This window comes from Lysobacter sp. Soil_C_15 (genome assembly GCF_057657315.1).
The window spans coordinates 372,404-394,889 of sequence record NZ_JBDGIR010000002.1; the positions used below are offsets into that span (position 1 = coordinate 372,404).

At 69.8% G+C, this 22,486-nt stretch carries 22 protein-coding genes; 5 read left to right on the forward strand and 17 right to left on the reverse strand.

What is annotated here, in order from left to right:
• Positions 1–466: 466 nt before the first annotated feature.
• Complete coding sequence (locus AC3A57_RS05620) at positions 467–1,249, reverse strand: SDR family oxidoreductase (protein WP_487577991.1); 783 nt, start codon at positions 1,247–1,249, stop codon at positions 467–469.
• On the reverse strand, positions 1,246–1,572 hold the full coding sequence (locus AC3A57_RS05625; protein WP_363796896.1) for a nuclear transport factor 2 family protein: 327 nt from the start codon (positions 1,570–1,572) through the stop codon (positions 1,246–1,248). Before AC3A57_RS05625 ends, AC3A57_RS05620 begins: the two co-directional genes overlap by 4 nt.
• 102 nt (positions 1,573–1,674) lie before the next feature.
• Here AC3A57_RS05625 and AC3A57_RS05630 point away from each other — a divergent pair, with 102 nt between their 5' ends.
• Positions 1,675–2,586, forward strand: a complete 912-nt coding sequence (locus AC3A57_RS05630; RefSeq protein ID WP_487577992.1) for a LysR family transcriptional regulator — start codon at positions 1,675–1,677, stop codon at positions 2,584–2,586.
• Positions 2,587–2,835: 249 nt separating this feature from the next.
• Here AC3A57_RS05630 and guaA read toward each other — a convergent pair whose 3' ends face one another.
• From guaA to folD, 3 genes are all read right to left on the reverse strand, one after another.
• The gene (guaA, locus tag AC3A57_RS05635) at positions 2,836–4,407 is read right to left on the reverse strand and encodes a glutamine-hydrolyzing GMP synthase (protein ID WP_487577993.1); all 1,572 of its coding nucleotides are present in this window, start codon (positions 4,405–4,407) and stop codon (positions 2,836–2,838) included.
• A gap of 142 nt (positions 4,408–4,549) precedes the next feature.
• Positions 4,550–6,007 (reverse strand): IMP dehydrogenase, encoded by a 1,458-nt coding sequence (guaB, locus tag AC3A57_RS05640; protein WP_221672469.1) that lies wholly within the window; start codon positions 6,005–6,007, stop codon positions 4,550–4,552.
• 397 nt (positions 6,008–6,404) lie between these two features.
• On the reverse strand, positions 6,405–7,286 hold the full coding sequence (gene folD / locus AC3A57_RS05645; protein WP_487577994.1) for a bifunctional methylenetetrahydrofolate dehydrogenase/methenyltetrahydrofolate cyclohydrolase FolD: 882 nt from the start codon (positions 7,284–7,286) through the stop codon (positions 6,405–6,407).
• A 137-nt stretch (positions 7,287–7,423) separates the two neighbouring features.
• On the opposite strand from folD, the gene AC3A57_RS05650 reads away from it, so the two are divergent.
• Positions 7,424–7,759 (forward strand): DUF1244 domain-containing protein, encoded by a 336-nt coding sequence (locus AC3A57_RS05650; RefSeq protein ID WP_487577995.1) that lies wholly within the window; start codon positions 7,424–7,426, stop codon positions 7,757–7,759.
• Positions 7,760–7,948: 189 nt separating this feature from the next.
• Here the strand turns inward: AC3A57_RS05650 and AC3A57_RS05655 are convergent, their stop codons facing one another.
• Complete coding sequence (locus AC3A57_RS05655) at positions 7,949–8,974, reverse strand: DUF2272 domain-containing protein (protein ID WP_487577996.1); 1,026 nt, start codon at positions 8,972–8,974, stop codon at positions 7,949–7,951.
• A 344-nt stretch (positions 8,975–9,318) separates the two neighbouring features.
• On the opposite strand from AC3A57_RS05655, the gene AC3A57_RS05660 reads away from it, so the two are divergent.
• Together AC3A57_RS05660 and AC3A57_RS05665 are read left to right on the forward strand one after the other, a co-directional pair.
• Complete coding sequence (locus tag AC3A57_RS05660; RefSeq protein ID WP_487577997.1) at positions 9,319–10,116, forward strand: alpha/beta hydrolase; 798 nt, start codon at positions 9,319–9,321, stop codon at positions 10,114–10,116.
• A 34-nt stretch (positions 10,117–10,150) separates the two neighbouring features.
• Positions 10,151–10,519, forward strand: a complete 369-nt coding sequence (locus AC3A57_RS05665; RefSeq protein WP_487577998.1) for a RidA family protein — start codon at positions 10,151–10,153, stop codon at positions 10,517–10,519.
• On the opposite strand, the gene aroQ is transcribed toward AC3A57_RS05665, so the two are convergent.
• The 11 genes from aroQ to ndk form a co-directional block, all read right to left on the reverse strand.
• Positions 10,516–11,061, reverse strand: a complete 546-nt coding sequence (gene aroQ, locus AC3A57_RS05670; RefSeq protein WP_487577999.1) for a gamma subclass chorismate mutase AroQ — start codon at positions 11,059–11,061, stop codon at positions 10,516–10,518. The genes AC3A57_RS05665 and aroQ overlap by 4 nt on opposite strands.
• Positions 11,051–12,217: a molybdopterin-synthase adenylyltransferase MoeB gene (gene moeB / locus AC3A57_RS05675; protein WP_487578000.1), complete on the reverse strand. Its 1,167-nt coding sequence runs from the start codon at positions 12,215–12,217 to the stop codon at positions 11,051–11,053. Before moeB ends, aroQ begins: the two co-directional genes overlap by 11 nt.
• A gap of 116 nt (positions 12,218–12,333) precedes the next feature.
• A complete protein-coding gene (locus AC3A57_RS05680; RefSeq protein WP_487578001.1) occupies positions 12,334–13,554 on the reverse strand; it encodes a molybdopterin molybdotransferase MoeA in 1,221 nt (406 codons plus the stop codon).
• A gap of 83 nt (positions 13,555–13,637) precedes the next feature.
• Positions 13,638–14,228, reverse strand: a complete 591-nt coding sequence (gene mobA / locus AC3A57_RS05685; protein WP_487578002.1) for a molybdenum cofactor guanylyltransferase — start codon at positions 14,226–14,228, stop codon at positions 13,638–13,640.
• A 139-nt stretch (positions 14,229–14,367) separates the two neighbouring features.
• Positions 14,368–15,768, reverse strand: coding sequence for a ribosome biogenesis GTPase Der (gene der / locus AC3A57_RS05690; protein ID WP_487578003.1), 1,401 nt, complete (start codon positions 15,766–15,768; stop codon positions 14,368–14,370).
• 346 nt (positions 15,769–16,114) lie between these two features.
• Entirely contained in the window at positions 16,115–17,362 is a 1,248-nt protein-coding gene (gene bamB / locus AC3A57_RS05695; protein ID WP_487578004.1) for an outer membrane protein assembly factor BamB, read from the reverse strand.
• Positions 17,362–17,991, reverse strand: coding sequence for a YfgM family protein (locus tag AC3A57_RS05700; protein WP_487578005.1), 630 nt, complete (start codon positions 17,989–17,991; stop codon positions 17,362–17,364). The genes bamB and AC3A57_RS05700 overlap by 1 nt, the downstream gene beginning before the upstream one ends.
• 107 nt (positions 17,992–18,098) lie before the next feature.
• Entirely contained in the window at positions 18,099–18,923 is an 825-nt protein-coding gene (locus AC3A57_RS05705) for a helix-turn-helix domain-containing protein (protein ID WP_487578006.1), read from the reverse strand.
• A complete protein-coding gene (gene pilW, locus AC3A57_RS05710) occupies positions 18,923–19,729 on the reverse strand; it encodes a type IV pilus biogenesis/stability protein PilW (RefSeq protein WP_487578007.1) in 807 nt (268 codons plus the stop codon). The genes AC3A57_RS05705 and pilW overlap by 1 nt, the downstream gene beginning before the upstream one ends.
• Positions 19,730–19,778: 49 nt before the next feature.
• Complete coding sequence (gene rlmN / locus AC3A57_RS05715) at positions 19,779–20,939, reverse strand: dual-specificity RNA methyltransferase RlmN (RefSeq protein ID WP_487578402.1); 1,161 nt, start codon at positions 20,937–20,939, stop codon at positions 19,779–19,781.
• Positions 20,940–21,105: 166 nt separating this feature from the next.
• On the reverse strand, positions 21,106–21,531 hold the full coding sequence (ndk, locus tag AC3A57_RS05720; RefSeq protein ID WP_487578008.1) for a nucleoside-diphosphate kinase: 426 nt from the start codon (positions 21,529–21,531) through the stop codon (positions 21,106–21,108).
• A gap of 282 nt (positions 21,532–21,813) precedes the next feature.
• On the opposite strand from ndk, the gene AC3A57_RS05725 reads away from it, so the two are divergent.
• Entirely contained in the window at positions 21,814–22,434 is a 621-nt protein-coding gene (locus AC3A57_RS05725; RefSeq protein WP_487578009.1) for a TetR/AcrR family transcriptional regulator, read from the forward strand.
• The last annotated feature ends 52 nt before the right edge of the window (positions 22,435–22,486 follow it).

The following is a 22,486-nucleotide window of genomic DNA, read 5'->3' on the forward strand; positions in this document are numbered from 1 at the left end:
AATCGACACGGGCGCCCCGGACGGGGGCGGCCGGGGCGGCGGGCACGGCGGTTCGAGCGCTCAGGCTACGCTGGGTCGCGGTCAGGGTTTGTCCTCGATCGCTTGCAATGGAGCGGCGGATCGACGCAGGGCCGCGGACGGCGGCGCACACCTCGGCTCCCGCGGGGCGGGAGCGACGCCAGTCACGACCGCGGACCGCGCCGGCAGCGCCTAAGCCAACGATCCAAGCCGTTCCCTGCCGCGTGCGGGCGGCGTATCGCAACGTCCGCCGCAGCCGAAGCATCGCGGTCGCGACTGGCGTCGCTCCTACCCCGAGCCCCCGGTAGGAGCGGCGTAAGCCGCGATAGCCGCAGCGGTGCAATACCACGCCGTGGCCGACGCCAGTCGTCCCGCCAAGCTCCTCCACCCACAACGACGAAGCCCGGAGGTCCGGGCTTGTGGCTAGCGTTGCGTGCCCTCCGTGAAACTACACGGTAGGAACCGTACCGCCGTCGATCCGATACTCGGATCCTGCGATCGAAGCCGAACGCGGGGATGCCAGGAAAGCGATCAAATCGGCAACTTCGTCGGGTGTGGCGGGCCGCCCCACTGGAATGCCTCCCAGCCAATCCATGACGATTTTCTTGCCGCCCTCGTAGTCGGTTCCGGCCTGTGCGGCCATGCGCTGCGCAAACACTACCGAAGCCTCGGTCTCGATCCAGCCCGGCGCAACGCTCAGCACGCGAACCCCCTTCGGCGTCACCTCTCTTGCCAGCGACTTGCTGTACGTCGTGAGCGCGCCCTTGGCCGCGGCGTAAGCGGTGGTGGATTCGGGCAGAGGCAGCACGCGCTGGATGGAGCTGACGTGGATGACGACACCCGAGCCTTGGGCCAGCATCGATGGCAGCAGTGCGCGATCCAACCGCACCGCCGGCATCAGGTTCAGATTCAATTCGGCGAACCAATGCTCATCCGTGATCGCAGCGAAACCGCCGCCGGGCGTCTTCGAGCCGCCGAGCACGTTGATCAGGATGTCGACGCCGCCCCAGTCCTGCAGGACGGTTTGGGCAAGGCGGCTCGTGCCTTCCGCTGTCGACAGATCGGCAGGTACGTAGGCGACCCCCTCCACCGGCTGCGCCGGCACGTTGCGTGCGGACGTCGCCACTCGAGCGCCGGCCTGGGCAAGGGTTTTCACGACCGCAGCACCTAGGCCCAGCGTGCCGCCGGTTACCACGGCCCGCAGGCCGTGCAGGCGAAGGTCGAAGCTCATGCCGTGATCTCCAGGCTCGCAATCAGACCGCGTTCGAGGCGAAAGCGGTAAGACAGAACGATCGGGCTGCCAGGGAAGTTGCCGGAAACGTTGGCGCGGACGAGTTGAAAGCCGTCCTCCCGCTCGATGGCGAACGGCACGCTCGTCGCGCTGTACTTGGCCGATGCCTCGGCCATGAAGGCCTTGATGGCGTCGATGCCGGTGTAGGTGTGTCCGTCGTCCTTCATGACGGCTTGGGCCGTGAAGCAATGCGCCAAGGCTTCAGGGCTGTGTTCAGCCGCGAAATACGCGGCAATCGGCTCGGGGAGAGTCAGGGTGTCCATGTCGTCGGTTCCGTGGGGCCAGTGGAGGCCTCAGGATGCGCGCCGGCATTAATTCAGTGAATGCCCTAGAATCCGTATGGGCTATGTAGGAATACATACATAATGCGCGGATCCGACTTCGCTGAGCTGAAGGCCTTCGTCGCCGTCGTGGAGCGCCAGAGCTTTGCCCGGGCGGCCGAGCACCTGGGCCTGTCGCCTTCGGCACTCAGCCAGACGATCCGGCAGCTCGAAGACCGCATCGGCGCCCGCCTGCTGAATCGCACGACGCGAAGCGTCGCGCCGTCGGCAAGCGGCGAACGGCTTTACCGGCGCGTAGCGCCGTTGCTTCGGGAGATGGCGGCGGCCGTCGCCGAAGCCAGCGAGGCGACCGGGCAGATGAGCGGCACGCTGCGGATCAACACGCTGGGGATCGCCGCCCGGACCATCATCGCGCCCCGGCTTTCGCGCTTCCATCAGGCGCACCCCGACGTGGTTCTGGACATCGTGGTCGACGATGCGCTGGCCGATATCGTCGCCGGGCGCTTCGACGCGGGCATCCGCGTGGGCGGACAGCTCGAGAAGGACATGGTGGCCGTGCGTCTTACGCCGGACCTGAACATGGTGGCCGTGGCGTCCCCCGACTACCTCGCGCGTCGGGGAACCCCCAAGTCGCCTGCCGAGTTGCACGGCCACGCCTGCATCAACTGGCGGCTGCAGATGGACGGCAGGCACTACCGCTGGGAGTTCGAGAAACGGGGACAACGGCTCGAAGTCGCGGTGGACGGCCCCGTCGTCACCAATCACGCCGACATCGGCATCGCGGCGGCACTGAACGGGCTCGGCATTGCCTATCACTTCGAGCGAGATGGCGTGGGCGAGCTCTTGGCCCAGGGCCGGCTGGTCCAGGTCCTGGCGGACTGGTCGATCTCGCGCCCCGGGTTGTTCCTCTACTACCCGAACCGGCAGCATCGACCGGCCCTGCTGGGCGCGTTCATCGATTGCCTGTTGGATCGAAAGCCGTTCGATCGACGGTAGGTCTGGGTGGGGCGCGAGCGCGACGGCCCATCGAATTTCCGATGAGGCTCACCGTCGAAGACCGGTCTAGGTACGGATAGCGAATGCGAGGGCCCCGATCCGGCCTCCGGGTCGTATCCTCAGCGCTACCGCCGACCTGTTCTGCAGGCCGGCGATAGCCGCCGCTAGCTGCCGTGATGCCTCTGTTTCTAAATCAACGCGTCACGGCAGACTTTCGATAGCTGACGACAGCCCCGGAACGACCTGTCTTCACTCCCACTCGATCGTCGCCGGCGGCTTGCCGCTGATGTCGTAGACCACGCGCGAGACGCCGCGCAGTTCGTTGATGATCCGGTTCGACACCGTGCCGAGGAAGTCGTACGGCAGGTGCGCCCAGTGCGCGGTCATGAAGTCGATGGTCTCGACCGCGCGCAGCGCGATCACCCATTCGTAGGCGCGGGCGTCGCCGACCACGCCGACCGACTTGACCGGCAGGAACACCGCGAAGGCCTGGCTGGTCTTGTCGTACAGGCCGGCCTTGCGCAGTTCGTCGATGTAGATGTGGTCGGCGCGGGCCAGTAAGTCGGCGTATTCGGGCTTGACCTCGCCGAGGATGCGCACGCCCAGGCCCGGGCCCGGGAAGGGATGGCGGTAGACCATCTCGCGCGGCAGGCCGAGTTCGACGCCCAGGCGCCGCACTTCGTCCTTGAACAGCTCGCGCAGCGGCTCGACCAGGCCGAGCTTCATGTCTTCGGGCAGGCCGCCGACGTTGTGGTGGCTCTTGATCACGTGGGCCTTGCCGGTCTTGCTGCCGGCCGACTCGATCACGTCGGGGTAGATGGTGCCCTGGGCCAGCCACTTGGCGTTGTTCAGCTTGGCCGATTCTTCGTCGAAGATCTCGACGAACAGGTTGCCGATGATCTTGCGCTTGGCCTCCGGGTCGCTGACCCCGGCCAGCTTGGCGAAGTAGCGCTCGGCGGCGTTGACCCGCACCACCTTGACGCCCATGTGCTCGGCGAACATCGCCATCACCTGGTCGCCTTCGTTGTAGCGCAGCAGGCCGGTGTCGACGAACACGCAGGTCAGCTGGTCGCCGATCGCCTTGTGCAGCAGCGCCGCGACCACCGAGGAATCGACCCCGCCGGACAGGCCGAGGATGACCTCGTCCTGGCCGACCAGCTCGCGCACGCGGGCGATCTGGTCGTCGATGATGTGGGCGGCGGTCCACAGGGTCTGGCAGCCGCAGATGTCGACCACGAAGCGGCGCAGCAGGGTCAGGCCCTGCTTGGTGTGGGTGACTTCCGGATGGAACTGCACGCCGTACCAGCGGCGCGCGTCGTCGGCGAAGGCGGCGACCGGGATGCGGTCGGTCTTGGCGGTGACGACGAAGCCTTCCGGCGCCTTGGCGACGTGGTCGCCGTGGCTCATCCACACGTCCAGGCGCGGCGGCGAGCCGGGGTGGTCCTTGAGCCCGTCGAACAAACGGTCCTGCGCGACCAGCTGCACTTCGGCATGGCCGAACTCGCGCTGGTCGGCGGCCTCGGTGGCGCCGCCGAGCTGCACCGCCATGGTCTGCATGCCGTAGCAGATGCCCAGGATCGGCAGGCCGGCCTCGAACACCTGTTGCGGCGCGCGCGGCGAGTCCTGCTCGGTGGTCGACTCCGGGCCGCCCGACAGGATGATGCCCTTGGCGCCGTAGGCTGCGATTTCGGCCGGATCGTGGTCCCAGGCCCAGATTTCGCAATACACGCCCAGTTCGCGGATGCGGCGGGCGATCAGCTGGGTGTACTGCGCGCCGAAATCGAGGATCAGGATTTTGTCGCTATGGATGTCTTGGCTCATCGGGACTCGGGACTCGGGACTCGGGACTCGGGATCCGTCGCCCTTCAGTTACGACGGTGGCCGCAGGCATCGCCCGCGGCCACTTCGCTGCACTTACCGCTTTGCCGAGCCCCGAGTCCCGAGTCCCGAGTCCCGGCAAACATCATCCCGCCCGATAGTTCGGCGGTTCCTTGGTGATCTGCACGTCGTGGACGTGGCTTTCGCGCGAACCGGCGTTGGTGATGCGCACGAAGCTGGGCTTCTTGCGCATCTCCTCGATGGTCGCGCAGCCGACGTAGCCCATGGTGGCGCGCAGGCCGCCGGCGAGCTGGTGGACCACGCCGCGCAGCGGGCCGCGGTACGGCACCCGGCCTTCGATGCCTTCCGGCACCAGCTTGTCGGCGTCGGAAGCGTCCTGGAAATAGCGGTCCTTGGAGCCTTGCTCCATCGCGCCGATGCTGCCCATGCCGCGGTAGCTCTTGTAGCTGCGGCCTTGGAACAACTCGACCTCGCCCGGGGCTTCCTCGGTGCCGGCGAACAGGCCGCCGACCATCACCGTCGAGGCGCCGGCGACCAGCGCCTTGCCGATGTCGCCGGAGTAGCGGATGCCGCCGTCGGCGATCAACGGAATGCGGTCCTGCAGCGCCTCGGCGACCATCGCCACGGCGGTGATCTGCGGCACGCCGACGCCGGCGACGACGCGGGTGGTGCAGATCGAACCGGGGCCGACGCCGACCTTGACCGCGTCCGCGCCATGGTCCATCAGGGCCAGGGCCGCGTCGCCGGTGACGATGTTGCCGCCGATGACCTGCAACTGCGGGAAGCGCTTCTTGACCCACTGCACGCGATCGAGCACGCCTTGCGAATGGCCGTGCGCGGTGTCGACCACGATCACGTCCACGCCGGCCGCGGCGAGCGCTTCCACGCGCGCTTCGGTGTCGCCGCCGACGCCTACTGCGGCGCCGACCAGCAAGCGCTCGGCGCTGTCTTTGGCGGCGTTGGGGTTGTCGGTCTTCTTCTGGATGTCCTTGACCGTGATCAGGCCGCGCAGCTCGAAGCCGTCGTTGACCACCAGCACCTTCTCGATCCGGTGCTTGTGCAGCAGCTGCAGCACTTCCTCGTCGCTGGCGCCTTCGTGCACGGTGACCAGGCGCTCGCGCTTGGTCATGATGTGGCGGACCGGATCGTCGAGCTTCTTCTCGAAGCGCATGTCGCGGCTGGTGACGATGCCGACCAGCTGGCCGCCGTCGACCACCGGCACGCCGGAGATGTTGCGCGCGCGAGTCAGTTTCAGCACTTCGCCGATGGTCGTTTCCGGACCGACGGTGAAGGGCTCTTTGATGACCCCGGCCTCGAACTTCTTGACCTGGGCGACCTGCGCCGCCTGGGCCTCCAGGCTCATGTTCTTGTGGACGATGCTGATGCCGCCGAGCTGGGCCAGGGCGATCGCGAGGCGGGCCTCGCTCACCGTGTCCATGGCCGCCGACAGGATCGGCAGGCGGATCGACAGGTCGCGGGTCAGGCGGGTGGAGAGGTTTACGTCCTTAGGCAGGACGATCGAATGCGCGGGGACGAGAGACACATCGTCGTAAGTCAGCGCTTCAGCCTGGATGCGCAGCATAGGCGGGCCCGGGAGGATGAAGCGCGCCATTCTAACCCGAAAGCGCCCCGCTCCGCTCGCCGCGCGGGCGGAAAGAGGCGTTCTGCAGGTGCGGTTCGAGGGGGCCGTTAAGGCGGGCGGGCGGCCGGTTCGGCCTGGTACCCGGGCGCCGGCGCCCGGCCTGGCCGACACCCCCGCGAACGCGGGGATCCGGCAGATTTCAGCCGGCGCTTGCCGAACGCCGGCTCAGGCGCGGCTTCCGGGGTTCTCGCTCGCAACGCCCCGGATTCCCGCCTTCGCGGGAGCGACGCCGGGGAGACTGGAAGCGAACAGGCGCCATCGAACCGCAAGCGACCGCCTCGCGCCCGGACCTCGGCTCGGAAATCCGCCTGCCGCCGAGCCCCCTGCAGTAGCCCGGTCAGCCGGCCTGGTCCGCAGCCTCGGCCGCTTCCAGGGTGTTCTGCATCAGGGTGGCCACGGTCATCGGCCCGACCCCGCCCGGGACCGGGGTGATCCAGCTGGCGCGCTGGGCCGCGGCGGCGAAGCCGACGTCGCCGACCAGGCGGCCGTCGTCGAGGCGGTTGATGCCGACGTCGATGACCACGGCGCCGGGCTTGACCCACTCGCCGGGGATCAGGTCCGGGCGGCCGACCGCGACCACCAGGATGTCGGCGTTGCGCACCGACTGCTCCAGCACCGCGGCCGGGGTGAACTTGTGACAGCTGGTGACGGTGCAGCCGGCGATCAGCAGTTCCAGCGCCATCGGCCGGCCGACGTGGTTGCTGACCCCTACGATCGTCGCGCTCTGCCCGCGCACCGGCCGGTCGGTATAGCCCAGCAGGGTGGTGATGCCGCGCGGGGTGCAGGGCCGCAGGCCGAACTGGCGCAGCACCAGGTGGCCGACGTTCTCGGGATGGAAGCCATCGACGTCCTTGCGCGGGTCGATGCGGTGGATCAGCGCGGTGGCGTCGCGGCGGTCCGGCAGCGGCAGCTGGACCAGGATGCCGTGCACCTCGGGGTCGGCGTTGAGCCGGTCGATCAGCGCCAGCAGCGCGGCGTCGTCGGTGTCGGCCGGCAGGTCGTAGTCGATCGCCCGGATCCCGACCTTCTGTGCGGCGCGGCGCTTGTTGCGCACGTACACGCTGGAGGCCGGGTCGTTGCCGACCAGCACCACCGCCAGCCCCGGCCGGGCCTTGCCGGCGGCGATGCGCGCGTCGACCTGGGCCTTGAGATTGTCGAGCAGCTCGTCGGCGATGCGCTTGCCGTCGAGAATGCGGGCCGGGTGCGGAGTAGACGTCATGCGGATCGGCGCTGAGGTAGAGTCGGGGCCGCGCATTATCGCCTATTCCCAGCGCCGGTTCCCCGCGCCTGCTCTCCATGCCTGTTCCCCACGCCCGATCCGCCGCTGCCGCCCCGTTCCGCCTTGCGAGCCCCGCCATGACCCAGCCTGCCCCGCCCGCCGACCACGCCCCGCCCGATCACGAAACCCTGGCCATCGAAGCCGCCGCCTTCCGCCGCCTGCTCGCCCATCTGATCCAGGAGCGCCCGGAGGTGCAGAACATCGACCTGATGATCCTGGCCGGGTTCTGCCGCAACTGCCTGGCCGACTGGTACCGCGAGGCCGCCGAGGCGCGCGGCATCGCCATGAGCAAGGACGAGGCGCGCGAGGCCGTGTACGGCATGCCGTTCGCGCAGTGGAAGGCGCAGCATCAGAAGGAAGCGACGCCGGAGCAGTTGGCCGCGTTCGAGGCGGCGCAGCAGCGGCACGGTTGAGGCAGCCGCGGCTTCGGCCGCTGGCGCTCGCGTACGCTGCTTCGGTGGTCGCGGTTCACGCCGCTCCTACAGGGGATGCATGCCGTGGGGTCGGGGCATGGCGGTCGCGGCTTGCGACTGCAGGAAATCCCCGTGGGGCGCCGCCCCTACCCCGCCGCGGTGCGATTCCCGATTCCCGACTCCCGCCCCTCACTCCTGCTGCGGCCGCAGCGACGGGGTATTGGGATTCGGACAACGCGGCACGCCGGAACCGACCACGCATTGCACGCAGCAAGCCTGCGGCTGGCTGGCCGGGGCCTGTTGCGGAGCGAACAACGGCTGCGGCGGCGCCAGCGTCGCCAGCGCGGCCTGCGGCTTGAGCTTGAGCAGCGCCGCCCAATCCATCTTGTTCATGTCGCAGGCCGAGACGGTGTCGGGCGAGCACTCCACCTGGGTGTCGCTGCGCAGCGGCAGCGGCCAGAACTGGCCGTTGCGGTTGACCGCCATCATCCGCATCGTCGCGCCCTGCTGGACGTTGCCGCCGATCAGATAGGCCTTGCCGTCGTGGTCCGGATCGACCGCGACGACGATGTCGCAATGCATGTTCAGGCCGCCTTCGCCGTTGAGCGCAGCGGTCAGCCCGGCATGCCCGTACACCCGGGTGCTGGAGCGCACCGCGCACAGCAGGTCGCCGACCGCCGGATTGGCGGCGGCCGGGTCCAGGTACTGGAACGGGCTCTGTTCGGGGCTGCGGTAGGCGTCGCGCACGTAGTCGTAATGGCTGGCCGAGGGCCGGAAGCCCGGCACCGCGGCCTTCATCATCACGTAGGACACGAACGCCGCCGACCACGGGTTGTCGATCAGGAACGAGCGGCAGGCCGCGGTCGAGTACGCGCTGCCGTACGGATCGAAGCACTGCTCGGCGCCGGCGAAGCCGGCCATGCGCTGCAACAGCCCGGTGTCGCGCCAGTAGCCGGCGGTGCGGCGCCAGGTTTCGGTCGCGCCGTCTTCCAGGCGCGCGCGCTCGGCCTCGCTCAGGGTGGCGCTGGCCAGCCGGCCCTGGGTGTCGATGAAGGGCCGGTACCACTGCAGGTTCTCGGTGCAGGCCGCGGCGGCGATGCGGGTCGCCGCCTCCGCGGCGCCGGCCTGGCCGCGCAAGCGCGGGCAGGCGTCGGCGGCCCACGCCGAGGCGCTGGCCGAAAACAGGACACAAGCGAGCACGAACGAACGCAACATCGAATCCTTTCTCCTGATGGGGGATGCCGCCCGTCGACGGCCGGGGCCGCCGCGCGAGGGCGAGGCGAAGCGACCGGCGACGGCCTCGGCGCGAGCGCCGGCAAGGCGACGCATCCGCAGCCGGCGACCTTACCCGCACGCGGCTTAACTGCCGCACCGCGACGCCCGCCGCCAGCCTATCGCCCGAACGTGCAAAGCGCGTGATCGCCGCCGAACCCTGGCGAGCGGACAGCGCGCGGGTTATCGTCGCCGGGACGTTATCGAACCGGCGCGTCGAACCGACGCGTCGAACCGATCCGCCCGGGCCGCCGCGTCGCGGCCCCCGACCAGGAACGCTCCGCCCGATGGCCCGCACGCCCCGTTTGCTCCCGTCTCTCGCCGCGCTGGCCGGCGTCGCCGCCGCCGGATACCTCAGCATCTGCGGCTGGCTGTACGTGAAGCAGCGCGAACTGATGTATTTCCCGCAGAACACCCGGCTGCGCGCCAATACCACCGACTACACGGTGGACCGCGGCGACATCGTGTTGCGCGGCTGGCGCCTCAACCCCGGCCGCGACAAGGCGCTGATCTACTTCGGCGGCAACGCCGAGCGGATCGAGAACATGCGCGACACCCTGGCGCTGTGGTTTCCCGATCGCACCGTCTACCTGCTGTCCTACCGCGGCTTCGGCGCCAGCGACGGCCGTCCCGAGGAGGCCGCGCTGTTCGCCGACGCCCTGGCCACCTTCGATCAGGTCTCGCGCGAGCATCCCAAGCAGCCGATCGCGGTGATCGGCCGCAGCCTCGGCAGCGGCGTCGCCAGCTACGTCGCCAGCCGCCGTCCGGTCGAGCGCTTGGCCCTGGTGACCCCGTTCGACAGCCTCAGCGAGACCGCGCAGGCGCACTACCGATGGCTGCCGACCCGCTGGCTGGTGCGCGACCGCTACGAGTCGGTCAAGCATCTGCGCAACTACTTCGGCCCGATCCTGATCGTGCGCGCCAGCCACGACGACGTGATCCCGCCGCCGAACACGCAACGCCTGATCTACTCGCTGCAGACCCGCACCCAGGGGCTGGAAGTCGTGCAGTTGAACGGCGCCGACCATCACAACATCGGCCAGTACCCCGAGTACGCTCAGGCCTTGCAAGGTTTCATCGACTGATCCGTCCTTCGCTTCCCAACGCCGGGGCCCGTCCATGCAACGCCGCGAAATCCGTCCTACCGAAGTGTCGTATTCGCAAGCGCTCGAGATCACCGGCTTCAAGCGATTGGTGTTCGTCAGCGGGCAGCTGCCGCAGTGCGAGGAATGCGTCCTGCCCAAGGACTTCGACGGCCAATGCCGGCGCGCCTGGGCCAACGTCGAGCGCCAGCTCGAGGCCGCCGGCATGACCTACGCCAACCTGGTCAAGGTCACCACGTATCTGAGCGAACGCCGGCTGCGCAAGCGCAATTACGAGATCCGCCACGAAGTGCTGGGCGAACACGCGCCGGCGCTGACGGTGATCATCGCCGACCTGTACGAGGAAGGCTGGATGGTCGAGATCGAGGCGATCGCCGCCGACTAGCGCCGGCGGCACAGATCGCCGAACGCGCGGCTCAGGGCGATGCGGTGCAACTCGTCCAGGCGCTGCCGCCGCGCGGCCCGCTCGCGCGCCCGCCGCGACCGCGCCGTGCAGTCCGCGCCTGCCGCTTCGCCCAATCCCGGCCCGAGGGCGTCGAGCAGTTGCTCGTTGAGCCGATTCAACTGCGCGCGGATCGCGTCCAGCTCGGCCGCGGCCTCGCCGCGCCGCGGCGGCTCGCCGAGCAGGCGGTACTGGATCAGCTTGTTGGCTTCGAACTGGGCGCGGAAGAAACCGGTCGCGGCCTCGCGCGGCAGCCCGCGCGCGACGGCGGCCTCGCCGAGCCGCTGCAGCTGATCGCTTTCGCGCGCCGCGTCTTCGACCGGCTTGCCGCTGCGGCGCTTGCTCGCCGCGACCCGATCGGCCAGTTGCAGCCGCTGCGCGCTCAGTTCGGCCAGGCGCTCCAGCGCCATCGGCGCGGGGGGCCGCGCCGAGGCCGGAAGGCCTGCCGCCAGCAGGCAGGCCAGCAGCAGCCGCTCAATGCGCACTGCAGAAGGCGTGGTAATCGATATAGCCGGGAAATGGCCGGCCCGGCGCGCACACCGGGCAATCCGGGTCCGGGCGCAGGCGGGTCTCGCGGAAGCGCAGCCCCAGCGCGTCGAAATGCAGCAGGCGCCCGGCCAGCGGCTCGCCCAGGCCGAGGATCAGCTTGACCACTTCGGTGGCCTGGATCAGCCCGATCACTCCCGGCAGCACGCCGAGCACGCCTGCCTCGGCGCAGTTCGGCGCCGCTTCCGGCGGCGGCGGCTCGGGGAACAGGCAGCGGTAGCAGGGCCGCTCGCCGCGATGGCGGCCGGCGTCGAACAGGCTGACCTGGCCTTCGAAGCGATGGATCGCGCCGTACACCAGCGGCTTGGCGAGCTTGACGCAGGCGTCGTTGAGCAGATAGCGCACCGGGAAATTGTCGGCGCCGTCGAACACCACGTCGGCCGCGCCGATCAGGCGCTCGACGTTGTCGGCGCCGATGCGTTCGGCGAAGGTCTCCACCCGCACCCTCGGGTTGAGCGCTTGCAGGGCGATCTTCGCCGACTCGACCTTGGCCGTGCCGATGCGCTGCTCGGTGTGCAGGATCTGCCGCTGCAGATTGCTGCGGTCGACCACGTCGTCGTCGGCCAGGACCAGGGTGCCGACCCCGGCCGCGGCCAGGTAGAACGCCGCCGGCGAGCCCAGGCCGCCGGCGCCGACCATCGCCACCCGCGCCGCCTGCAGCTTGCGCTGGCCGGCTTCGCCGACCTCGGGCAGGCGCAGATGGCGCGAATAACGATCGTAGAAATCGCGCTCGGCCTCGGACTGCTTCAGGTCGGCCAGCGGCAGGCCGTCGGCGATCCAGCCGCTGGTGCCGCCGTCGACCGAGGCCACGCGCGCGTAGCCAGCGTCGAGCAGGGCCTGCGCGGCGCGCAACGAGCGCGCGCCGGACTGGCAGATCAGCACGATCTCGGCGCCGCGATCGGGCAGGAAGGCCCGCGGATCGGCTTCCAGCGCGTCCTTGGCCACGCCGAGCGCGTGCTCGGCCTGGCCGGACGCGCGCTCGTGCGCCTCGCGCACGTCGACCAGGATCGCGCCGGCCTCCTGGCGGGCGCGCGCCTGCGTGGGGGAAATCTGCTCGGGGGCCATCCTCTCGGGGGCGCTACGTTCGCTGCTCATGCCGGGATTATCCGCTTTCGCCGGCGGGGCGGCAGGCGAATGCGGGGATGCAGCGTTGCGCGGAGCGGCGGTTGGGATCGGCTCGGCTCGCTGCCCTCCCCCCTCGGCTCGCTGCCTCACCCCAACGCGTAAGGCCAAACCTCCATCACCGTGCCTTCGCCCAGTCGCTGGGGTCCTTCCGGCACCATCATCAGCGCCTCCGACTCGGCCGCGGCTCGCAGCCGGTGCGAGCCCGTGGCTGGATTCGGGTCGGCCCACAGCACGCCGTGCTCGTCGCTGCGCAGGCGCGCACGCACGAATTCGCGCCGCGGATGGGTCTTGTCGATGCCGCCGACCAGGCGCGCGCGCAGGCGCGGCCGCGGCTCGCTGCGGCCCTGCAGGCCATCGACCAGGGCGCGGCCGAAGCTCAGGTAGGTCGCCAGCACCGACACCGGATTGCCGGGCAAGCCCAGCAGCCGCGCCTGGTCCATGCTGGCGAACAGCAGCGGCATGCCCGGGCGCATGCGCACCTTCCACAGATGGATCCGGCCGAACTCGCCGAGCACCGTGGGGATATGGTCCTTCTCCCCGGCCGAGACCGCGCCGCAGGTGAACACCAGATCGAAGGCGCAGGCCGCATCGCGCAGCGCGATCTCGACCCGCTTGGGATCGTCGGGCAGGCGCGGCCAGGCGGTCGGCTCCAGGCCGTCGGCGCGCAACAGGCCCATCAGCAGTTCGCGGTTGCTGTCGTAGATCTGCCCCGGCCGCAGCGGCATGCCGGGCTCGACCAGTTCGTCGCCGCTGGTGAACACCGCCACGGTCGGGCGCCGCCGCACCTCCAGCGAAGACAGCCCCAACGAGGCGGCCAGCGACACCCGCGCCGGGGTCAGCACCTGCCCGGCCTGCAGCAGCCGCTCGCCTTCGCGCACGTCTTCGCCGGCATAGCGCACGTGATGGCCGAGCGGGCAGGCCGGAATCAGCGCCGCATCGCCGTCCAGGCGCACGTTCTCCTTGATCGCGACCGTATCGGCGCCGGCCGGCAGCGGCGCGCCGGTGGTGATGCGCACGCACTCGCCCGGCCCCAGCCGCCAGTCGCCGGCAAGCCCGGCGAACTGTTCGCCGATCACCCGCATCGGGGTCGACTCGCCGTCGAGGTCGGCATGGCGGAACGCATAGCCGTCCATCGCGCTGTTGTCGAACGGCGGCAGCGACAGGACGGCCTCGACGTCGTGGGCCAGGACGCGGCCGTGGCTGCGCCCCAGCGACAGGGTTTCGCTGTCGAGCCGGTGGGCGGCGGCGACTTCGGCGACGATCGCCATCGCCTCGTCGAACGGCAACCCGGTCGGGAAATCGGTCATGGTGCGGGGGTCTCCGGTGGTGCGGGCATTCGGGGCGAGGATCGGCAAACGGCAGGGCCGCCGGCGCCGGCCGAGGCGGCGGCTCAGCCATCCGGATCGGGCACGAAACCGGCCGCGGCCAGGTCGTCGGGCGTATTGAGGTTGCCGAAGCGTAGGCCATCCAGGCGCAATGCGGCCATGCCGAGTGCGGCCTGCAGTTCGCGCACCGCCCAGCGGTCGCGTTCGGCCGCCTGCGCCAGCGCCTGCCGCAGCGGCGCGGCCGGCCACAGCGCGAACAGCGGCTGCACGCCGTCGTCGTCGACCGCGTAGGCGCCCTGCCCGTCCTGCGCGGCGATCAGCGCCGGCAGCAGTTCCGGCGCGGCATCGACCGCATCGACCGGCAAGGTGAACAACCACGGCGTAGAGCAGGCCGCCGCCAGGGCGTCCAGACCGCCGAACGGGCCGACCTCGTTCAAGCTGTCGCGCACCGCGCTCAGACCGTGCGCTGAGTAGCGCGCCAGATCGCGATTGGCGCTGATCCGCACCGCCCCGACCCGCTCGCGGAAACGCCGCACCAGGCGCAGCACCTGGGCTTCGCCGTCGCGCTGCAGCCAGGCCTTGTCCAGCCCGCCCAGCCGGCTGGCGCGGCCGCCGGCGAGGATGCCCAAGGTCAATTCGGAACGCGGGATCTGCATGCGAGCGGGCTTGCGGCGGCGATGCCGCCATTGTGCCTGCGGCCTGCGGCGCCGATACCGGACCGGCGCCGCGCGGCGCGGCGCGAACAAAAAAACCCCGCGCGACGGCGGGGTTTTTCCGGTTCGGCGCGGGCGCCGCTTACTTGCCGCGCTTGACGTGGCGGATCAGGCGGCGCTTCTTCGCCACCTGGCGCTCGGTCAGCACGTTCTTCTTGCCTTCGTACGGGTTGCTGCTGTCCTTGAACACGAACCGCACCGGGGTGCCGACCAGCTTGAAGCGCTTGCGGAAGAAATTCTCCAGGTAGCGCTTGTAGCTGTCGGCCAGGGTGCGCAGGCGGGTGCCGTGGACGACGAAGGTCGGCGGATTGGTTCCGGCCGGATGGGCGAAACGCAGCTTGGCCACGTGCCCGCGCACCACCGGCGGCGGGTTGCTTTCGTAGGCGATCTCCAGGGCCTTGGTGACTTCGCTGGTGCCGATCTCGGTGGTCGCCGAGGCATGCGCGCGATGGATCGCGGCGAACAGCTCGCGCAGGCCGGAGCCGTGCTTGGCGCTGATCCGCACCGGCTCGGCCCAGTCGACGAAGGCCAGCTTGCGGATCAGCAGGTTCTCGGTCTGCTGGCGCTGGTACTCGGTCTGCCCGTCCCACTTGTTGACCGCGACCACCAGCGCGCGGCCGGCGTCGAGGGCGTAGCCGAGCACGCTGGCGTCCTGGTCGGTGACGCCTTCGCCGGCGTCGAGCATGACCACCGCGACCTGGCACTGCTCGATCGCCTGCAGGGTCTTGATGATCGAGAACTTCTCCACCGCCTCTTCGACCTTGGACTTGCGCCGCACGCCTGCGGTGTCGACCAGCCGGTACAGGCGGCCGTCGCGCTCCATGTCGATGGCGACCGAGTCGCGGGTGGTGCCCGGCACGTCGGAGGCGATCATCCGCTCCTCGCCGAGCAGGCGGTTGACCAGGGTCGACTTGCCGACGTTGGGGCGGCCGATGAAGGCGACCCGGATCCGGTTGGGATCGTTGTCCAGTTCGGTCGCGCTGCCTTCGGCCGGCAGGCGGCCCAGTACCTCGCTCAACAGTTCGTCTAGGCCCTGGCGGTGGGCCGAGGACACCGCGATCGCGTCGCGGATGCCGTAGCGGGCGAAGTCGTTGATCGCCTCGCGCGCGTCGATGCCGTCGGTCTTGTTGACCACCAGCAGGGTCGGCCGCGCGGTCTTGCGCAGCCAGGCCAGGATTTCGTCGTCCAGCGCCGAAGCGCCTTCGCGGCCGTCGACCACGAACAGCACCAGGTCGGCCTCCTCGGCGGCGGCGCGCGCCTGGCGCGCGGTCGCGCCGGCCAGGCCCTCGTCCTCGCCGGCGATGCCGCCGGTGTCGACCACCGCGAACGCGCGCTGGCCTTCCGGCCGGCACACGCCGTAATGGCGGTCGCGGGTCACCCCGGGCTCGTCGTGGACGAGCGCGTCGCGGCTGCGCGTAAGCGCGTTGAACAAGGTGGATTTTCCGACGTTGGGCCGGCCAACGAGGGCGACGAGCGGGAGCATGTGTTTGGAGCCGGGAATGGGGAATGGGGAATGGAGAGTCGGAGAACGCCGCTGTCAGCCAGCGGCGGCGGCGGCCGATTCCGTCTAAACAGGCCGACATAGTGCCAGAGCCGCTGCCTGGCCGCTCCGACTTCCGATCCGGAGAGCCGTGGCCGGGCACGTCGCCGCATCGGAAAGCGAGCGGCGGCGCTCAAACAATCGGCCCGGAACGGCAGTCGCCGTCCGGGCCGCAGGTCACACGACGAGCGGGAAACCAGGGAATCGAAAACCGGTGCCGGGCCGGGCCGCGCGCCCCGCAGGTCGCGCCGAACCCCCAGTGCCTATGCCCGATTCCCTACTCCCGGCTTCACTGCAACTTGAACGCCGTCAGCTCGCCTTCCACGTTCTGCACCACCAGCACGCCGTCGACGACGACCGGGCTGGCGCGCAGGGCCTTGCCGCCGACCCGGGCCCGGGCGGCGAATTCGCCGGTGTCGAGCTTGAGCCAGTGGATGTAGCCGTCGTAGTCGCCGACCACGGCGTAGTCGCCCTGCACCGCCGCTCCGGACAGGTTGCGGCGCGCCAGCGAGGGCTGCTGCCACAGGGCGCTGCCGCTGGCCTTGTCGAGGCCGAACACCAGGCCGGTCGGGTCGGCCACGATCAGGCGGTCGCTGCCGATGCCGAGGCGGCCGACGCCGCCATGATCGCTGACCCAGATGGGACGGCCGCTGGGCGCGTCGATGGCGACGGTGCGCTTCTTGAAGCTGGTCGCGTACAGCACCGTGCCTTCCAGCACCGGGGCGCCGTCGACGTCGGCCATGCGGTCCAGTTCGCTGCGGCCTTCCGGCAGCGCGACCGGGGCGTCCCAGGTCGGGCGGCCGTCGTTGGCGGCCAGGGCGTTGATCGTGCCGTCGTCGTTGCCGACGAAGACGTAGCCCGGGCCCAGGGTCGGCGAACCGTTGCCGCGCACCGACAGCATCGGCACTTCATGGCTCCAGAACCAGCGGCGCTCGCCGCTGGCGGCGTCGAAGGCGGTGACGCGGCCGTCGTTGGAACGCACGAACACCATGCCCAGGCCGATCGTCGGGGCGGCGATGACTTCGTTGGAGACCTTGGCCTTCCACTTCTCGGCGCCGGTGGCCGCGTCGAGCGCGATCACCTCGCCGTCCAGGCCGCCGATCACGACCAGGCCGTCGCCCGCGCCGGGACCGCCGGACAGGCGGATGTCCTTGTCCTTCTTGTCCTTGTCTTCGCGCTTGGGCACGTAGTGCCAGACTTCCTTGCCGGTCTGCAGGTCGTAGGCGTGCACGCCGCCCTTGATCGCCGCGGCGTAGACGCGGCCGTCGGCCACCGTCGGGCCCTGGCGCACGCCGATCCGGTCTTCGCCCTTGCCGGCGTTGACCGACCAGATCTTGTCGACCTTGACGCTGGGCGTGATGTCGGTGAGCTCGGTCGGCTCGTTGGGCTTGCCGTCGTCCTTCTTGCCGCCGCCGAACCAGCCCTTGACCGTCGAGCAGCCGCTCAGCGCCACCGCGCACAAGGCGACGGCGGCGAAGCGGGCGACGTTACGGGCCGGGAAAAACGACGGCGAACCACCCGCATTAACGTACTTCATCAAGACTTGGCCTCGGGCTTGACCGGCGTGCCGCCGGCTTCGGTGAGCTTGAGTTCGAGCAGGCGGCGGCGCGGCGACTCGGCGTCGAGCTTGGCCAGGGCGGCGCTGTACTCGGTGCGCGCCTGCTCGGCCTTGCCGAGGGCGAACTGGGCGTCGCCGCGGACTTCGATCGCCATCGCGGTGCTCGACTTGGCCAGCAGCTTGATCGCTTCGGCCGGTTGCTTGGCGTCGATCAGCAGACGCGCCAGGCGCTGGTTGACGATCTCGGCGATCGCAGCGTCCTCGGTCTTGATCGACTTCAAGGTGGCGATGGCCGCGTCGCGCTGGCCGGCTTCGATCTGGCTCTTGGCCAGGTCGAGCATGGCCAGGGTCTGGTACATGCCCGGCGGCAGCGCCTTGACCTTGGCGGCCGCGGTCTTGTCCTTGGCTTCGAGCGCGTCGACCGCGGTCTGGAACTGATTGGCGCCGCGGGTGTGCTGCTCGAGCTGGTGGTTGCCCCACCACTTCCAGCCGCCGATCGCGGCCAGGCCGAGGGCGACGCCGCCGATCAGGGCCGCGCCGTTGGCGCGCAACCAGGCCAGTACGCGTTCGCTTTGTTCGTGTTCGTCGAGCAGATCGTCAATTGCCATTAGGCCGTACGCCGCCGTGCAAGGCCCTCGCCCGAACGGGCGCGGCCAGAGTCAATGGGAACCGGCCCGCGTGCGGGCCGGCGAGGGTCGCGACCCCGCCGCTGCGCTCAGTTCGAGGCCGGCGCGAGGGAACCGTCAGAGGATAGCGTAAAGCGGGCCACGCTTCCGCGGCTGAACGGAGCCAGATCGACCGCTTCGCCCGCCTTGCGCACTTCCACTCCCGGCACGTTGCCGAGCTTCACGTAGGCGACCTCGGCCAGCGCGTAGCTGCGGGTCTGGCCGGCCTGCACGGTGCCTTCGTCGAGCACCCGGCCGTCGCCGCCGCGCACCTGGATCCAGCTTTCGCCGGTGAAGTTCAGGCTCAGCGTCTTCTGCGCCGGCGCCGATGCCGGCGTGGGCAAGGGCGCGATCGAGGCGATCAGCGGGGTGCGCTGCGGCGTCTGCGCCGCGGCCGGATGCTGGGCCGGACCGGCGTCGCCGGCGGCCGGCATGGCCGGCATTTCCAGCGACTGCACCGCGACCTGGTTGCCCAGGTGCGGACGGGTCGCGATCACCACCGGCACAGCGATCGCCGCCGTGAGGACGATGTAGATGGCGCGGCGGGTGGTTTGCTCGAACACCCGGCGGTAGCGCGGGGTGTGGGTGTGGCTGACGAGTTCGGACGGCGCGGTCGACGCCAGCGGGGTCGCTGCGAGTTGATTTTCCAGGTCGATGCCGAGCAGGCGCGCATAGCTGCGCAGCTGGCCGCGCACGAACACCGGCGCGCCGAGCAAGGCGACGTCGTCGGTTTCCAGCGATTGCACGACGCGGGTCGGCATCTTCAAGCGCGTCGCGACGTCTTCGATGGACAGCCCCGCCGCGATGCGGGCCTGTTTCAGACGCGCGCCGCAGCTTCCGCCGACTTCAGGCGCGAATTCGTTCGACTGCATCATCACCTACCGCCATCCCCCAATCCGGAGCCCTGCGCGTCAGGGAACTCCGCCCTCAGACGCTGAACGTATCTCGCGGCGGCAGCCGTGTCGCCGAGTTTTTCTTCGATCTGTGACGCAGTCATCAGCGCTTCAGCTGAAACCGGTTGGAGCGCCAGCCGGCGTTCAGAAAAAGCCCGCGCCTCGAAAGCCTTGCCCAGGCGCAGCTGGCGCTTGGCCATCGCGCTCAAGGCCATCGCGCTGTTCGGATCCAGCGCCAGCGCCATGCGCAGGTCGCGGTCGGCGCGTTCGCCCTGGCCGATCTGATCGGCGCAGGCGCCGCTGTTGGCCAGCGCCACCGCCGGGGTGGAATAGCGCGGGTCGGCCAGGGTGCGGTCGAACCAGCCCATCGCTTCGCTGGCGCGGCCGTTGGCGCACAGCCATACGCCGTAGTTGTTGAGCGCGGCGCCGCGGTCGGGCGCCAGTTCGGCGGCCTTGCGGTAGTAACCGCCGGCCCTGGCGTTGTCGCCGCCCTGCTCGGCCAGCATCGCCATCAGGCTGTAGGCCTCGGCCGACTTGGGGTCGAGCTTGAGCGCCTGCTTGAGTTCGGCCGCCGCGTTGTCGCGCTCGCCGAGCGAGAGGTAGCGCTGCGCGGCCTGGATCCGGCCGGCGGCGGCGTAGGCATTGCTGTGCTCGCGCTTGTCGCCGACCTCGTAGTCGATCGCGGTCTGGGTGAAGCCCTTGCGCTCCATGTTCGGCTTGATGAAGCTCAGCCGGTTGCAGGCGGTGGCGGCGAATACGATCAGGGCCGACAGCAACGCGGTGCGCAAGGCCCGCCCCGCCGGCGCGGCGGCAGTCGCGGACGCGCGGCGGGGGAACTCAGGCTGCGGCATCGCCGACGTCCTTATCCAGGCCCTGGGCCTGCAATTGTTTGCGGAACTCGGCCTGGCGCCGGGTCCGGTCCATGACCTGGCCCTTGAGCTGGCCGCAGGCCGCGTCGATGTCGTCGCCGCGGGTGCGGCGCACCGGCGCGATCATGCCGGCCTCGTTGAGCAGTTTCTGGAAGCCGCGGATCGCCGCGTCGTCCGGGCGCTCGAAGCGGGTGCCGGGGAAGGGATTGAACGGGATCAGGTTGACCTTGGCCGCGTCCTTCATCTGCACCGCGTTGTCGAACTGGCGCAGCAGGCGGACCAACTGGCGCGCATGGGTCGGCTGGTCGTTGACGCCCTTCATCAGGGTGTATTCGAAGGTCACCGAGGTGCCGCGCTTGCGCAGCGCGTAGCGCACGCAGGACTCCATCAGCTCGGCGATCGGGTACTTCTTGTTGAGCGGCACCAGCTCGCTGCGCAGCTCGTCGTTGGGCGCGTGCAGCGACACCGCCAGCGACACGTCGCTGACCTCGCCGAGCTTGTCGATCATCGGCACCATGCCGGCGGTCGACAGGGTCACGCGCTTGTTGGCCAGGCCGTAGCCCAGATCGTCGCGCATGATGCTCATCGCCCGCACCACGTTGTCGAAATTCGCCAGCGGCTCGCCCATGCCCATCATCACCACGTTGGTGAGCTTGCGCTGCTGGTGCGGGACGTTGCCGAGGTGGCGCGCCGCGACCCAGACCTGGCCGATGATCTCGGCGGTCGACAGATTGCGGTTGAAGCCCTGGGTCGCGGTCGAGCAGAACTGGCAGTTCAGCGCGCAGCCGACCTGCGAGGACACGCACAGCGTGCCGCGGCCCTTGTCGGGGATGTAGACCGCCTCGATGGCGTTCTTGGTGTCCATGCCGAGCAGCCACTTGTGGGTGCCGTCGGCGGAGGGCTTGTCGAACACGACCATCGGCGCGCGCACCTGCGCATGCGCCTCGAGCTTGGCGCGCAGCGCCTTGCCCAGGTCGGTCATGTCGTTGAAGTCGGTGACGTAGCGGTGGTGGATCCACTTCATCACCTGGTGCGCGCGGTAGCGCTTCTCGCCCAGGGTCTGCTCGAAGAAATCCTCGAGCTGGGCGCGGTCGAGATCGAACAGGTTGGTCTTGCCGTTGTCCGGCACGACGGAGCCGGCCGCGGCCGGCTTCGCCGCCGCGCCCGCCGGAGCGGGCGCGTCCGCGCGCGCAGCGGTTTCCGCCGCCTGCGCATCGCCGGCGGGAGGAAGGTCGTTTGCGTTGTCGCGGATATCGTTCACTGCTTGGCTCGCGATGCGTGCTGCGTCGAGCGGATCAACGCGCGTAGACGTCGGTAGCCGGGAAGAAGTACGCGATTTCGATCGCGGCGTTCTCCAGGCTGTCCGAACCGTGCACGGCGTTGGCGTCGATGCTGTCGGCGAAGTCGGCGCGGATCGTGCCCGGCGCGGCGTCCTTCGGATTGGTGGCGCCCATCAGCTCGCGGTTCTTCAGCACCGCGCCCTCGCCCTGCAGGACCTGGATCATCACCGGGCCGCTGATCATGAACTCGACCAGGGCGGCGAAGAACGGACGCTCGCGGTGCACGGCGTAGAAGCCTTCGGCTTCCTGCTTCGAGAGATGCTTCATCTTGGCGGCGACGACCTTCAGGCCGGCCTTCTCGAAACGGGTGTAGATCTCGCCGACCACGTTCTTGGCAACGGCGTCGGGCTTGATGATGGACAGGGTGCGCTCCAGCGCCATGGATACTCTCCGGGTAGGCGGGCCGCTTGCGGTCGGCCCGAGAATAACAGAAAACCCGCGACGGGACGCGGGTTTAGCCGATATGGCTGCGGTAATTCTAACGGATCGCTCACTGCTTTTGCATCCTCTGGCGGTGTCCGCGGACGGGGCTTCCGCCGCCCCGTACGGATGAGTACGTTTACCGTTGACGAGCCGGGGGCGCCGCGACTAGCATCAAACAAGCGTTTGATTCAGGCCGCGGTCCGCGGTCGCCCGCCCTTCCCGACCGGCCGCACCTTCTCCATGTCCAGCACCGCCCATTTCTCGACCAAGGACCGCATCCTCGGCGCCGCCGAAGAGCTGTTCGCCCAGTTCGGCTTCACCGGCACCTCGCTGCGCCAGGTCACCAGCCGCGCCGACGTCAACATCGCCGCGGTCAACTACCACTTCGGCAGCAAGGAAAACCTGGTCAACGAGGTGTTCCGCCGGCGCATGGACGAAATGACCGGCCAGCGCATGAACGCGCTCAAGGCCGCGGTCGCCGAGCACCCGGGCGAGCTGGAGCCGATCCTGGCCGCCTTCGTCCAGCCCGCCCTGGCCCTGGCCCAGGACCGCAACGGCGGCGGCGCCTTCGTCCGGGTGATCGCCCGTGCCTACGCCGAGAAGAACGACAGCCTGCGCAAGTTCCTGTCCGACCACTACGGCCACGTCCTGCGCGAGTTCGCCAAGGCCATCGCCGGCGCGGTGCCGGGGCTGAGCAAGGAAGAGCTGTACTGGCGCCTGGACTTCCTGGCCGGGGCGCTGACCTACGCCATGGCCGATTTCGGCCTGATCAAGCGACCCGCCGGCGTCACCGAACAGGCGCACCGCGAACGCGCCGCGCGCGAACTGATCCGTTTCGCCGCCGCCGGCTTCAAGAGCTGAGCGGCGCCAGGCCCGGTCCCGGCGGGGGCCGGCGCCGCCGGAGAGCCCAGCG